The organism is Microbacterium istanbulense (assembly GCF_037204145.1).
GTDB classification, from domain to species: Bacteria; Actinomycetota; Actinomycetes; order Actinomycetales; family Microbacteriaceae; genus Microbacterium; species Microbacterium istanbulense.
Genome location: NZ_JBBDGN010000004.1, coordinates 48,688 through 61,432, shown reverse-complemented (window position 1 = coordinate 61,432; position 12,745 = coordinate 48,688). Strand labels below are relative to the sequence as shown.

At 65.8% G+C, this 12,745-nt stretch carries 17 protein-coding genes; 10 read left to right on the top strand and 7 right to left on the bottom strand.

Annotated features, from left to right (window positions below):
* The first annotated feature begins 1 nt into the window (after nucleotide 1).
* The 5 genes from WDU93_RS05995 to WDU93_RS05975 all read left to right on the top strand — a co-directional run bounded on the left by WDU93_RS05995 (nucleotide 2) and on the right by WDU93_RS05975 (nucleotide 3,828).
* Entirely contained in the window at nucleotides 2–1,192 is a 1,191-nt protein-coding gene (locus tag WDU93_RS05995; protein WP_074040875.1) for a molybdopterin molybdotransferase MoeA, read from the top strand.
* Nucleotides 1,189–2,145 carry a bifunctional molybdenum cofactor biosynthesis protein MoaC/MoaB gene (moaCB, locus tag WDU93_RS05990; protein WP_074040876.1) on the top strand — a complete coding sequence of 319 codons (957 nt, stop codon included), beginning with the start codon at nucleotides 1,189–1,191 and terminating at the stop codon, nucleotides 2,143–2,145. Before WDU93_RS05995 ends, moaCB begins: the two co-directional genes overlap by 4 nt.
* Nucleotides 2,138–2,551 carry a molybdenum cofactor biosynthesis protein MoaE gene (locus WDU93_RS05985; RefSeq protein ID WP_337318594.1) on the top strand — a complete coding sequence of 138 codons (414 nt, stop codon included), beginning with the start codon at nucleotides 2,138–2,140 and terminating at the stop codon, nucleotides 2,549–2,551. Before moaCB ends, WDU93_RS05985 begins: the two co-directional genes overlap by 8 nt.
* A gap of 136 nt (nucleotides 2,552–2,687) precedes the next feature.
* Complete coding sequence (locus tag WDU93_RS05980) at nucleotides 2,688–3,191, top strand: peroxiredoxin family protein (protein WP_074040877.1); 504 nt, start codon at nucleotides 2,688–2,690, stop codon at nucleotides 3,189–3,191.
* Nucleotides 3,192–3,315: 124 nt separating this feature from the next.
* Nucleotides 3,316–3,828 (top strand): nucleoside/nucleotide kinase family protein, encoded by a 513-nt coding sequence (locus WDU93_RS05975; protein WP_131941899.1) that lies wholly within the window; start codon nucleotides 3,316–3,318, stop codon nucleotides 3,826–3,828.
* Between the two features lie 125 nt (nucleotides 3,829–3,953).
* On the opposite strand, the gene WDU93_RS05970 is transcribed toward WDU93_RS05975, so the two are convergent.
* Nucleotides 3,954–4,190 carry a ubiquitin family protein gene (locus WDU93_RS05970; protein ID WP_074040879.1) on the bottom strand — a complete coding sequence of 79 codons (237 nt, stop codon included), beginning with the start codon at nucleotides 4,188–4,190 and terminating at the stop codon, nucleotides 3,954–3,956.
* 2 nt (nucleotides 4,191–4,192) lie between these two features.
* Nucleotides 4,193–5,251: a GTP 3',8-cyclase MoaA gene (gene moaA, locus WDU93_RS05965; protein WP_337318820.1), complete on the bottom strand. Its 1,059-nt coding sequence runs from the start codon at nucleotides 5,249–5,251 to the stop codon at nucleotides 4,193–4,195.
* 211 nt (nucleotides 5,252–5,462) lie between these two features.
* Between moaA and WDU93_RS05960 the strand changes: the two genes are divergently transcribed.
* The 3 genes from WDU93_RS05960 to WDU93_RS05950 are packed head-to-tail and all read left to right on the top strand — an operon-like array spanning nucleotide 5,463 to nucleotide 7,101.
* Nucleotides 5,463–6,056 (top strand): molybdopterin-dependent oxidoreductase, encoded by a 594-nt coding sequence (locus WDU93_RS05960; protein ID WP_046454460.1) that lies wholly within the window; start codon nucleotides 5,463–5,465, stop codon nucleotides 6,054–6,056.
* Nucleotides 6,056–6,814, top strand: coding sequence for an FAD-binding oxidoreductase (locus WDU93_RS05955; RefSeq protein ID WP_337318587.1), 759 nt, complete (start codon nucleotides 6,056–6,058; stop codon nucleotides 6,812–6,814). Before WDU93_RS05960 ends, WDU93_RS05955 begins: the two co-directional genes overlap by 1 nt.
* On the top strand, nucleotides 6,814–7,101 hold the full coding sequence (locus tag WDU93_RS05950; protein WP_131941901.1) for a DUF6510 family protein: 288 nt from the start codon (nucleotides 6,814–6,816) through the stop codon (nucleotides 7,099–7,101). The genes WDU93_RS05955 and WDU93_RS05950 overlap by 1 nt, the downstream gene beginning before the upstream one ends.
* On the opposite strand, the gene WDU93_RS05945 is transcribed toward WDU93_RS05950, so the two are convergent.
* Nucleotides 7,071–7,709 (bottom strand): TetR/AcrR family transcriptional regulator, encoded by a 639-nt coding sequence (locus WDU93_RS05945; protein ID WP_221844558.1) that lies wholly within the window; start codon nucleotides 7,707–7,709, stop codon nucleotides 7,071–7,073. The two genes, WDU93_RS05950 and WDU93_RS05945, sit on opposite strands and share 31 nt — an antisense overlap.
* A 446-nt stretch (nucleotides 7,710–8,155) precedes the next feature.
* Between WDU93_RS05945 and WDU93_RS05940 the strand changes: the two genes are divergently transcribed.
* Nucleotides 8,156–8,605 carry a hypothetical protein gene (locus WDU93_RS05940; protein ID WP_337318583.1) on the top strand — a complete coding sequence of 150 codons (450 nt, stop codon included), beginning with the start codon at nucleotides 8,156–8,158 and terminating at the stop codon, nucleotides 8,603–8,605.
* Complete coding sequence (locus WDU93_RS05935) at nucleotides 8,605–9,357, top strand: helix-turn-helix domain-containing protein (RefSeq protein WP_337318581.1); 753 nt, start codon at nucleotides 8,605–8,607, stop codon at nucleotides 9,355–9,357. Before WDU93_RS05940 ends, WDU93_RS05935 begins: the two co-directional genes overlap by 1 nt.
* 2 nt (nucleotides 9,358–9,359) lie before the next feature.
* Here WDU93_RS05935 and WDU93_RS05930 read toward each other — a convergent pair whose 3' ends face one another.
* From WDU93_RS05930 to cysS, 4 genes are all read right to left on the bottom strand, one after another.
* Nucleotides 9,360–10,046, bottom strand: coding sequence for an RraA family protein (locus WDU93_RS05930; protein WP_230955752.1), 687 nt, complete (start codon nucleotides 10,044–10,046; stop codon nucleotides 9,360–9,362).
* Between the two features lie 84 nt (nucleotides 10,047–10,130).
* Nucleotides 10,131–10,694: a peptide-methionine (S)-S-oxide reductase MsrA gene (msrA, locus tag WDU93_RS05925; protein ID WP_020625394.1), complete on the bottom strand. Its 564-nt coding sequence runs from the start codon at nucleotides 10,692–10,694 to the stop codon at nucleotides 10,131–10,133.
* Entirely contained in the window at nucleotides 10,691–11,167 is a 477-nt protein-coding gene (msrB, locus tag WDU93_RS05920) for a peptide-methionine (R)-S-oxide reductase MsrB (protein WP_024357795.1), read from the bottom strand. The genes msrA and msrB overlap by 4 nt, the downstream gene beginning before the upstream one ends.
* A 126-nt stretch (nucleotides 11,168–11,293) precedes the next feature.
* On the bottom strand, nucleotides 11,294–12,742 hold the full coding sequence (cysS, locus tag WDU93_RS05915) for a cysteine--tRNA ligase (protein WP_074041310.1): 1,449 nt from the start codon (nucleotides 12,740–12,742) through the stop codon (nucleotides 11,294–11,296).
* Between the last annotated feature and the right edge of the window lie 3 nt (nucleotides 12,743–12,745).

Sequence of the window (12,745 nt, the reverse complement as noted above, 5' to 3'; positions counted from 1 at the left end):
CATGCTCCGCACACCGGTCGCCGCACACACAGCCCGAGTCCGCGCGCTCCTGAGCGCCGTGAGTCAGCGCACCGTCGAGCAGGTCGCCCTGACTCGTGCACTGGATCGGGTGCTCGCCCACCCCGTACGGACTCCGATAGCTCTGCCCCCGTTCCGGAACTCACAGATGGACGGCTTCGCCGTCCGTGTGACCGACCTTGCGCGGACACCACGCAGTCTGCCGCTGCGGGGTGAGATCCCCGCCGCCCCCGGAACACCTGCGCCGCTTGACCCCGGCCATGCCGTCCGGGTCATGACCGGTGCGCCGATCCCGGACGATGCCGACGCGGTCGTCCCTGTCGAACATGCCACCGTCCACGACGCGACAGTGACGTTCACGCGGAAACCGGACGCCGGAGAGTTCGTACGAGAAGCCGGCTCTGACCTCGCCGCCGGTGATCCTCTACTGCCTTCCGGCCTCCGGCTCGCTCCCCGCCACCTCGCGGCACTCGCAGCCGCCGGACTGGACTCCATCCCCGTTCGCTCGCAAGTTCGTGTCGCGGTGATCTCGACAGGAAGCGAACTGGCCACCCCCGGTGAACCTCTGGCTCCCGGCCAGATCTACGACGCCAACGGCCCCGCGCTCGCCGCAGCGGTGCGGTCCGCCGGTGCCTTCCTGGCCGATGAGCATCGTGTCGTCGACGACACGGCCGCCTTCGCGCGCGCCCTGGACGCCTCGTACGCGGCGGGAGCCGAGATCGTGCTCACCAGCGGAGGCATCTCGGCAGGCAGCTACGAAGTTGTGAGGGAGTTCCTGGAGCCCCTCGGGGCACACATCGATACCCTCGCAATGCAGCCCGGAGGCCCGCAGGCCACCGCCCTCTACAAAGACGTTCCCGTGGTGTGCTTCCCCGGCAACCCCGTGTCCGCGCAGCTGTCATTCATGCTCTTCATCGAGCCGATCCTCCGCGAGACAGCAGGCTTGCCTGCACGCCGACCCGAGCCACGGACCCTGGCCGAACCTCTCACCTCTGTCACCGGCAAACGGCAGTTCCGCCGCGGCGTGGCGTTGCCTGAAGGCCGGGTCGCACCGCTGGGCGGAGCCTCCTCGCACCTTGTCGCCGCCATGGCGGCATCCGACGTGCTCATCGATGTCCCGATCGATGCCGTCACCCTCGACATCGGGACACGCGTGGAGACCTGGAATCTATGAACGAACTGCCGCACCTCGACGATCAAGGCCGGTCGCGGATGATCGACATCGGCGGGAAGGCGATCACTCGTCGCACGGCGATCGCGACCGGCCGTCTCGACACGACACCGGCAGTGCTGGAGCTGCTCGCCACCAACCAACTAAGCAAAGCAGACGCGCTCCCGACAGCGCGGATCGCGGGCATCCAGGGCGCCAAACGCACCAGCGAGCTCGTGCCCCTCGCGCACACGCTGCCCCTGGAGTCCGTCACCGTCGATTTCGAGCTCAGCACCTCATCGGTGCAGATTCGGGCCGCGGTCGCAGCTACGGCGAAGACCGGCGCCGAGATGGAAGCCCTCACCGCTGTCGCCGTCGCCGGTCTCGCCCTGCACGACATGATCAAATCCGTCGATCCGGCCGCAGTACTCGGAGACATCCGCCTCATCGAGAAGACCGGGGGCAAGCGCGGGCATTGGGTTGCAGACGCACCTGAGCCCACAGAGCGCGGACACGCGGTCGTGATCGTCTCGTCCACGAGCACCGCGGCCGGATCGCGCGATGACCTCACCGGGCCGGCGATCTCAGGTTGGCTTCGCGACCGCGGGTATGAGGCAGACGAACCCGTGGTCGTCGCTGACGCGGATATCCATCGGGCGCTCGCGGATGCTCTCACCCGCGAGCCGGCATTGATCATCACGACCGGCGGCACCGGTGTGCATCCCGAGGACCGCACGCCCGAGGCAACGAGCGCGGTGATCCAGAGAGCACTTCCCGGCGTCGCCGAGGCCATTCGGGCAGCGGGCCGTACGACGACTCCGACAGCCTCGCTCAGCAGAGCGCTTGCGGGGATCGCCGGACGCACAATCGTCATCAATCTGCCCGGATCGCCACGCGGCGTACAAGACGGCCTCCTCGCGCTGGAACCGCTCCTGCCGCACCTGCACGACCAGCTGGCCGGTGGCGGACATGCCTGAGCCGATCGGTTCCGTCACCACCGCACCACTGGACAAGACGTGGCTGGAGACACGGATACGCAGCAGGAAGAACGGGGCGGTGGTCACCTTCGAAGGCATCGCGCGCGACCATGACCACGGAGAGGATGTCGGGTCTCTCGACTACGAGGCGCACCCCGACGCAGAACGAGTCCTCATCGACGTGTGCGCGAGGATCGCGCAAGCCACGAACTGCGATGTCGTCGCCGCTCACCGCATCGGGCACCTCGAGATCGGCGACGTCGCACTGGTCGCGGTCGTCGCCGCTCCACACCGGGCGGAGGCCTTCGCCGCGTGCGGGAAGCTCGTCGACGCGATCAAGGCAGAGGTTCCGATCTGGAAGCACCAGCACTTCACCGACGGCAGATCGGAGTGGGTGGGGTTGTAGATACGCAAGAAGCACTCAAGCGCGAAACGCTGAAGACGCAATCACCGACGAAAAGAGGCCGCCAGATGACCGGCATTGAGATTGAACCAGACAGCTTCCATGGCAACGGACTGGCCCCGTCAGGAGTCGTCCGCTGATGTCATTGCTGCGTGGCGGTGATGCGTTCCCCCCTCTTGAACTGGTCGAGGTGGGAGGACCACGCCGAACGATCCCTGCCGAATTCGCCGGGCAGTACAGCGTGGTCCTCTTCTCACGCGGGGCAAGCTGCAGGTCCTGCGTAGAGCAGCTGCGTGCGTTCCAGCGCGGCCTACGGCGCCTGTCCGCCGTGGATATCGCCGTCGTCGCGCTGACTGCGGACGAGGAGCCAATGATCACGGAGCTCGTGTCGCGCTATGGCCTGACCTTTCCGATCGGACACAGCACCGATGTGGGGCAGATCGCCGCCACGACCGGAGCGTTCGTCACCATGGACCCGCCCCAGCTGCAGACAACCGGATTCGTGCTGGATCCCGACGGGAAGGTCGTGATCAGCGTGTACTCCTGTGGAACGTTAGGACAGCTCCTTCCCGACGACGTCCTCGAACTCGTCCGGGAGTTGCCCCAGCATGCGGATGCGACTCGGCAAGAGGCGGAGAGATGAAACCGATCGATGGCGTCTCGAGAGCGCGAACGCAACCCACAGCGAGCGCCGACGGCAAGGATGAGCGTGGCCAGAACGGCATTCCAGAGCGCCCCCTCTTGACCATTCCACGGCAGGAGTGACGATGGCCACGTCTCCCAACGCCTCAGGTGCCGCTGGTACCGCCGTCTGGGAGGAGCTCGCTCAGGAGGTGCTTCACAGAAACCCACGCGGCCGAATACTCGTCGCCATCGACGGCGTGGACGCTGCAGCCCGCACGCACTTCGCCAACACGCTAGCGGCAGCGCTGCGCGCAGTGGGACGTAACGCGACTCGTCTCACCGCAGCACCGTTCACGGACGACGATACGGTCCGAACCATGCTGCGCATGTTCCGCCTCAACGGACCTGAGAGCGGGTTCACTGACGCGTCTGAGCACACGGTGCTGATTGTCGACGGCTGGTCGCTGCTGCGCTCCAGTCTGCGTTCGGCGTGGCACTTCACCGTCTTCCTCGACGGCGGCGGGCCGGCCCATCCAGACACCCGTGAACGGCATCTGCGCTACATGCGCGAGGACACTCCACGCGAAGCGTCCGATGCCGTGTACGACGTGAGCGACGGTATGCATCCCCAGCGCTTGTACTTCGACTCCTGCTGACGCGAGGATCGGGGCAATACGGCACGATCGTCTCACGCAGAAAGATGACGGCGCACGAGACGAACGCGGTCCTCGATACGCGGAAGCCTCGCTATGGATCGAGTCTCAACCGTCCACCGTATCGCTCAGCCGCCGGAGAACGGGGGCAGCACGTCCACCTGCGCGGAGACCGGTCGCGCGGGATCGCGTGAGGCGATGCCGTCGACGAGGAATGTCCCCTTTGCGACGACCGCTTCGAGTGCCGGGTGAGCTGTGAGGAGCGCGTCCTTCGCCTCTCCGAGGGACCTCGCCTCGACGTGTTCTTCTTCGCAGCCGGCCGCTTCAGCGGCGGCTGCGAAGTATCGGACGAGTATGCACGGCATCGTCAGCCTCCGATCGCTCCCATAGAACGGGCCGGTCGACGGAAGCTCTTCTCATCCATCCCGTGCCCAGCCTGTTTATCCCACATCGTCGCCCGCCACGCGTCGGCGATGGCGGCATCGTCTGCTCCACTGCGCAGCATCGTGCGCAGGTCCGTCTCGTCGTCACCGAATAGACATGAACGTACCGAGCCTTCGGCTGTCAGCCGTGTACGGTCGCACGCTTCGCAGAAGCTGCGCGTCACGGATCCGATGATGCCGACGGTCGCCGGGCCACCCTCGACGAGCCACTCCTCTGCAGGAGCGGACGGGTCTTCACGGCCGGCCGGGGTCAGTCGATAACGGCGTCCGAGCACGGAGAGAAGCTCTTCGGCGGAGACGAGGTGGTCTCTGCGCCAGGTCTGATCAGCATCCAGCGGCATCTGTTCGATGAACCGCAACCGCACACCGTTGGCAAGCGCCCACGCCAGCAGGTCGGGAGCATCCTCGAGGGTCTCGCGCAGCGCCACCGCGTTGATCTTGATCGGGCTGAGCCCTGCGTGCTGTGCCGACTCGATCCCCCTGAGCACGGCTGGCAGGCGATCGCGTCGGGTGACGGCGGCGAAATGCTCGCGGTCGATCGTGTCCAGCGACACGTTGATCCGCGTCAGTCCGGCCTCCACAAGCTGCGGCGCCTTGCGATCGAGGCCGATCCCATTGGTCGTCATCGACACGGGCACGCCCGGCACGACTGTGGTCGTCCGGCGCACGATCTCGACCAGATCCGGTCGCGTAAGCGGCTCGCCGCCGGTGAAACGCACCTCGCGTACTCCGAGATCGTGGACGGCTATTGTGACCAGGCGCGCGATCTCTTCCGGAGTCAGCAACTCCCCGCGAGGGACTACGGGCAGGCCTTCCGCCGGCATGCAGTATGTGCAACGCAGTGAGCAGGCGCTGGTGATCGATACACGCAGGTCTCGCGCGATGCGCCCGAACCTGTCTACGAGAAGAGGTGTCTCGGGTCGGCCGATCGTTGAGCGCGCGCGATTGCGAACGGTCGGCATGCCGAGCGCAACAGGGCACATGGTCACAGACTTCTTCTCGATGTTTGCGGGAACCGAGGCCGCCTAGTGGGGCGTCCTGTTCCACAGTGTGGTCGGCGCAATCGCCTGTTTTCACCCCTGGGCTCATCACCTGCAGTCATGGGCAAGTTCCGCGCAGGACTAGGCGATCAGCGAGAGAGCTCCCGCAATATCGTCGGTTGTGTACAGCCAGACGACACGGAAGGGGCGATGTATGTCGTTCACTACTCGCGGATTCGCGGGACGTCGGCGTGGTCCCGATGATCAGCTCCCTCCGGGACAGACGCTGTTCGAGAACTGGCCGGTGCTCACTGCCGGTCCCACGCCCTATGTCGATACCGAGACGTGGGATTTCGCGATCCTCGATGAAACCGGTACCGAGCATCACTGGAACTGGGAGCAGTTTCTGGCGCTCGGTGCCGAGGACATCACGGTCGACATCCACTGCGTCACGCACTGGTCCAAGCTCGACATGGCCTGGCGCGGGGTGAGCCTGGACAAGCTGTTCGAGAACGTCGAGACGTCCCATGATTACGTCATGGCGCACTCCTACGGCGGGTACACCACGAATGTGCCGCTCGAGGATCTCCTGGACGGCAAAGCCTGGATCGCGACCGAGGCCGAAGGCGCTCCCCTCGACGCGGAGCACGGCGGGCCGGCACGTCTTCTCATCCCGCATCTGTACTTCTGGAAGAGCGCGAAATGGGTCCGTGCGCTGACGATGATGCCGACGAACGACCCTGGGTTCTGGGAGCAGAGCGGCTATCACATCTACGGTGATCCGTGGAAGGAAGAACGCTACTGGTGATGGAGCAGACCCGGCTCGCTCCGCCTCGCCCCCGCGTGAGGCCGGCGTGGTTCGTCGCCACGGTTTCAGAGGTCCGCCCGGAGACGCCGACCGCGGTGCGGCTGGTGCTCGATGTTCCGGGCTGGCCAGGGAGCGAGGCGGGAAGTCATCTCGATCTACGCCTGACCGCTCCGGACGGCTACCAAGCGACGCGGTCGTACTCGATCGCATCCTCAGAGCCGGGCGGAACGATCGTCCTCGCGGTCGATGAGCTGCCCGATGGCGAGGTGTCACCGTTCCTCGTCCGCGAACTGCGCGCCGGTGATCAGATCGAGGTCCACGGACCGCTGGGATCGTTCTTCCTCTGGCGCCCGGGACAGAGCCAGCGCCCCGTGCAGCTCATCGCCGGCGGGTCAGGCGTCGTTCCCCTCTACGCGATGGCAGCCTCCCATGCGGCCGCGTCCGATCCCGTTCCGTTCCGGCTGCTGTACTCGGTGCGTACGCCCGAAGACATCTATTTCCGCCATGAGCTCCTCGAACTGTCGGACGGGTCGTTCGCCATGGACCTCGTGTATACGCGACGAGCGCCAGCCGGATGGCAGGAGCCCGTCGGACGGCTCACAGAGTCGACTGTCGCCGCGCGGACGCTCCCCCCGGAAGACCGTCCGCGCATTTTCGTGTGCGGTTCGACAGGCTTCGTCGAAGCCGTCGCGCCGTGGCTCGTGAAGCTCGGTCATGCGCCGCAAGACATCCTCACCGAACGATTCGGAGGCCTATGATGACCAGCCATCTTGACGGCAACATCCTCTCCGGGACTCTCGCCGAGTTCCTCGTTCCAGACGCAACGATGATCGAGGGACGCTGCGGAGGTTGCGGGCATATCGCGCCCCTTGGCGAATCAGTCGTGTATCCGGACGCTCCGGGGCTGGTCGTACGCTGCAACACGTGCAGCCATGTGCTGGCGACGATCATCGACGCCGGTGAACGACTCTTCCTCAGCTTTGCGGGGCTGACCGCGTTCGCGATGAAGAGGGATCAGGTTGAGGAGCCGGTCTCTGTCGCGTAGGCCCTGAGCTGTGCGATAGCCATGTCGAGAGCAGCACGCATCGGATAGATGTCTCGGCTCGCCTTCGCCAGAAGATAGCCTCCCTGGAGTGCCGACAGCAGCCCACTGGCAAGCGCTCGCGAGTCCGCATCGCTGCGCAACACGCCGCGTGTCTTCAGCCTCTCCACGGCATCGATCAGCATCTCCAGCCACTCATCGAAGTGGGCAGCGATCGCGCGGCGGGCATCCTCGTTGTGGTCTGCGATCTCGTTCGCCAGAGACCCGAGCGGGCACCCGTATGCGCCGTTGCGTAGCGCGTTCCGTTCGACGAGCTCGTCCCGCCACAGCTCGAACCCGCGCAGGGACTCCACTCGTCGAAGGCGTCGGCGCTGCTGCGTCAGGACGTCCTCTGCCCGGGTCTCGATGACTTCCTTCACGAGTGCGTCCTTGTCGGCGAAGTGCTGATAAACCTGAGACTTCGATGTCGCACTGGCGGCTCGGACGTCGGCGAGGGTCGTCGCGGCGACACCTCGCTCATACATCAGCTGGTTCGCTGCGTCGACGATACGTGCCCTCGTTGCCGCCCCTTTCGGCGTCAACCGGCGTGCACTCGTTCCGTCGGCAGTCACGCCTCCAGGGTAGTCTCCCCCGTCCGCAGGGATCGAAGTCGTCCGTCACGCGATGCCAGCCCGGCCGGTCCAGTCAAGCCCCGCGGAGCGGGAGGCTCGCATCGCATGCCCTCATAATAATGGACCTTTGAGTCCTTCTCCAAGTCGACCCGGATCATGTGAAGCAATCCGCGCCGCCTGCGTTTTCATGCTTCTAGAACCTCTCCTCGTTCGACACTCGGTTCGCGCTTTGGTCTGGCGAGTCCTTTTCTGTCGTCGTAGGCTGGTGGTCATGATGTGCGGGAAGCCACGCGGTTCACGGATCTTCCGTGTGCGCGAGAACGTCCGAGCCAAGGGCTCGATGCCGGCGCCCGCGCGCGCCCGTCCGCGAGAACGTTGCGTGCTCCGCAGGAGAGGGGCGTTCGGTGGACCTGCCTGTCAAGCTCGGTGACGCACAAGAGTTTCTGATGCTCGTTCCTTCCCCTCTTGCGGAGCGGGTGGCTGAGGACGAGCGTCTGGTCGTGGCGGCCTATCGGTTTCGTCGGGGCCTGGGCATCCGGGCCCGCCGGGCGCTGGCTTCACGGATCGAGCACGAGGTGACCACTGCGCTTCACATCGTCCGGCCAGGGACCGTCGTGGTGGCGTTCGACGGTGCCGGCACGATGTCTCGAGCCCGAGTGCACAGGTTGGCGACGGGCGTAGTCGGTGAGGTGAGCAGGAGCGCCACCAATCTCGTCGGCGCGGACACGACCGTGATTGGAGTCGTGGTGATGTCACCGGCCGAGCGAGATCTCGCCGCCGCGTGCGTGCGGCATGTCGCAGAGCAGCCACCGCACCGGGGCGACGGGCTCGTCTTTCACGCCAGCGACCTCCGCCGGGCGAACATCTATGAGCTGATCGAGGAAGCAGTCCTGTGATGACGGTCAGCTCTCCCCGTGGTCGCAGCGAGGACCACCTGTTAGTCATCTACCAGCGTCGGAACGCCTCGGTCCTGTCGCTGCAGGGGCGGGACACCGAGCTGACCCCCGGGAGCATCGTCGTTGTCCCCCGCTCGACGGTGGAGAGCGCGATGCCCACCGAGGATGCCGATCGCATGATCGTCGAGGTGCCGTTGGGTGTGGTGGGGTTGACGGCGGATCAGATCGCTGAGGTCTCGGGTGTCGACCTGCAGGAGCGGACCTCGCTGGCGGCGCTGCTGCGGTCCGTGCTCGGGGGCGTGATGGACTCCGAACTCAGCCTCCGCGACGAGGTCGACGTGTTCGCGCCCGTCGCCGACCTGCTGAAAGTCACCCTGCTCAGCGCCCTCACTCCCGACCGCGCCACGACCCGGTATCCGCTGGCCGAGCAGATCGTCACCTACGTGCTCGACAACCTCACCGACCCCGGCCTCGGAGCCGCCAGGATCGCGAAGGACCTGCACGTGTCCGAGCGTCTGCTCTACGCAGAGATGTCCCGCGCGGACATCAGGCTCGCGCAGCTGATCCAGTCCCAGCGCCTGCGTCGCGTCCGCGACGCCCTGACCGCACCGGCCACCATCGACGTCCCCATCGGTGTCCTCGCCCAACAGCACGGATTCGTCTCCGCCAGCCACTTCAGCCGCATCTTCCGCGAAGAATTCGGCACCACACCCCGCCAATGGCGCAACAACACCACACCACCGGGACCGTGAGGTCACCGCTCGCGTGTCAGGCCTCCGTTGCGACCTTCCCGCGCGATCAGGTCACGGGACGCGCTGTCGTCGGCGCGGATCTGATGGGCGGTCTCGAGCACTTCGTCGATGTCGCTGTCGGGGATGACGACGGCTCCCGATGAGTCGCAGAAGATGTACTGGCCCGGATAGATGCCCACTCCTTCGATGACGACGGGAACATTTGCCTGAAACGGCGTGACCACTGCTCCACCCCAGGCGACGGCCTCTCCCGAGCACCATGCGGCGAACGGTTCCGCGGCCAGTTCGTCGAAGTCACGAAGGCGTCCGTCAGTCAGGACGCCGGCGAGGCCGACGTTGGTCGCACGGGAGAGCTTCGTTCCACCGGCGAGAGACGTCGAGCTGTGGCCGTTGCTGGCCATCACGAGGACCGTGTTGCCGGGATCGGCTGCTGATCCGTCGACGGCCTGGTGGAACAGCCGTCCGAAGGTGTATTCCTCCGGGTCGAGCGCGGCGTGGCAGGTCGGGAAGAAGGAGATCGTCGCGACGCGCCCGAACAGGATGCGTTCGGGTGCCGGACTGACGAGCCCGGTGATATGGGCGCGGTGACGGTGCTTCCGGCCGAGCGCATCGGTCAGGTCTGCGCATGTGAGGACTGCGGCTGACGCTGCGCGACGTCGCTCCACCGCGTTGTCTTCATCTTCGTTCACGGTCGTTCCGCATCATTCCTCCGTCACTGATGACGCGGGGGCGCGCCACCGGCTCAGCGGTGACGCGCCCCCACGTGGACATGGTCAGACGGAAGCCTCGGTCGCCTGGATGCGGCGGGGCAGGACCCAGCCGGCACGAGGGTAGTGGCAGTTGTAGCCGTTCGGATACCGCTGGAGGTAGTCCTGGTGCTCGGGCTCGGCCTCCCAGAACGGGCCGGCGGGCTCGATCGTGGTGACAGCCGATCCTGGCCACAGACCGGAGGCATCGACGTCGGCGATCGTCTCCTTGGCGACCTGCTCCTGCTCGGGGGTGAGCGGGAAGATCGCCGACCGGTAGCTGGTGCCGATATCGTTGCCCTGACGGTTCAGGGTCGACGGGTCGTGGATCTGGAAGAAGAACGCCAGGATGTCCCGGTACGTCGTCTTCGATGGGTCGAAGACGATCTCCACGGCCTCGGCGTGGCCGGGGTGGTTGCGGTAGGTGGCGTGATCGTTCTGCCCGCCGGTGTATCCGGCGCGGGTGCTGATCACGCCCGGCTGCTTGCGGATGAGCTCGTCCACGCCCCAGAAGCAGCCGCCGGCCAGGACGGCCGTCTCGGTGCCGGGTGTGCGGGTGACCTCTCCGGTGTCGTGAATTCCACTGGTCATGATGTGTGCTCCTTCGTGGTCGTGGTGGTGGTCTCGAACAGTGAGCGGAACTCTCCATACCCCTCGGCCTCCAGGTCGGAGACGGGGATGAACCGCAGCGCGGCGGAGTTCATGCAGTAGCGCAGGCCGCCGGCGTTCGCGGGGCCGTCGTCGAAGACGTGCCCGAGGTGGCTGTCCGCCCCGGTAGAGCGGACCTCGGTGCGGGGCATCCAGAGGGATCGGTCCGTCTTCGTGTGGACGGCGTCAGCGACGACCGGCTTGGTGAAGCTGGGCCATCCGGTTCCGCTGTCGTACTTGTCGGTGGATGAGAACAGGGGCTGCCCGGAAACGACGTCCACGTACAGGCCGTCCTCGTGGTTGTCCCAGTACTCGTTGCGGAAAGCCGGCTCGGTGCCGTCCTTCTGGGTGACGCGGTACTGCTGGTCGTTGAGGCGGCTCAGGGCCTCAGAAGTCTTGCTGTAGTCGTGCGACACGATTTCCTCCTTGTCCGGCGCCGCTGGCTGCGGCGTCACTGTTGATAACGCCGGGGTGACGCGGTTTGGTCCCGCTAATCTGGGAATAGGCTGTGACTTGAAGAACCCTCCTGTTGCTATTTCGGATCATGCGCTATTTGCTTCACCGAAGACCCATGTCGTGCTCGACTGACTGTCGCTGAGCACGATGCCGGCGGCGTCGAGTTCGTCACGGATACGGTCTGCCGTGCGGAAGTCCCCGACCGTGCGGGCCTGGGCTCGCTGGTCGAGCGCCTGGGCGATCAGAATCTCCAACGCCCGCTCGACGCGCAGGGGTCCAGCGGTTGATTTGCCCCACGGCATCTCGTGCGGATTGATGCCGAGGACGCCCGTCATGGCGAGCACGGCGTCCCGTGCGTCGGCACCGGCCCGCGCGTCGTGCTGGGTGAGGGCGGTATTGCCGCGCCTGACCTCGTCGTGGAGGACGGCGAGGGCCATGGGGATGTTGAGGTCGTCATCCAAGGCGTTTCTGAATGCGACCGGCAGCTTGCTCGCATCCGCCGTCTGCCTCGAGTCGTTCGCGCTCCGGGCGATGAAGTCTTCGATTCTGCGCATCGCCGCCGCGGCGGATCGCAGGGCGGATTCGGTCAGCTCCAGGTTCGACCGGTAATGGGCCGATCCGAGGTAGTAGCGCAGGTCGATAGGACGTATCCCCTGCAGAAGATCGTCGACGGGTGTCGCGTTGCCGAGGGACTTGCTGATCTTGTCGCCGCCGGACGTGACCCAGCCATTGTGCATCCAGTAGCGCGCGAATCCGTATCCGGCGGCACGGGACTGCGCCTGCTCATTCTCATGATGAGGAAAACGCAGGTCGAGCCCTCCACCGTGGATGTCGAAGCTCTCTCCCAGGTAGCGGAGGATCATCGTCGAGCAGCTCAGATGCCATCCCGGGCGTCCCGGCCCGTAAGGCGAATCCCATGCCGCGCCCGCGGCACTCGCCTCTCCTACCGCCACATCTGAGGGAACGGATTTCCAGAGCGCGAAGTCGCGAGGGTCGCGTTTCCCCGTCGCCTGATCGGCATGTTCGTCTCCGGGGAGAGTGCCGGTCTCCTGTGAGGTCAGAGAACCGTAGTCAGGCCATGATGAGACGTCGAAGTAGACGTCTCTCTCATCGTCTCCCGCTCGGTACGCGTGGCCTCGTTTGATCAGCCGGTCGATGAACGCAAGCATCTCGGCGGTATGCCCCGTCGCGCGCGGCTCGATCGTCGGCGGCAAGATACCGATCATGCGATAGGCGTCGGCGAACGCCCTCTCCTGGCGAGCAGCCCACGCCCACCATGGAACGCCCGCCGTGTTGCTCGCAGCAAGAATCTTGTCGTCCAGGTCGGTGATGTTTCGGACCAGGGTCACGTCGAGCTCGTGGCCGATCTGGAGCCATCGTCGCAACTGGTCGAAGACCACTGCCGAGCGGAGATGGCCGACGTGTGGCGGAGCCTGAACGGTCGGACCGCACAGATAGATGCCGACGCGACCCGGTCGCAGGGGCGCGAACGTGCACAACGATGATGTTCCGCTGTCGAAGAGCCGTAACGTCATCGA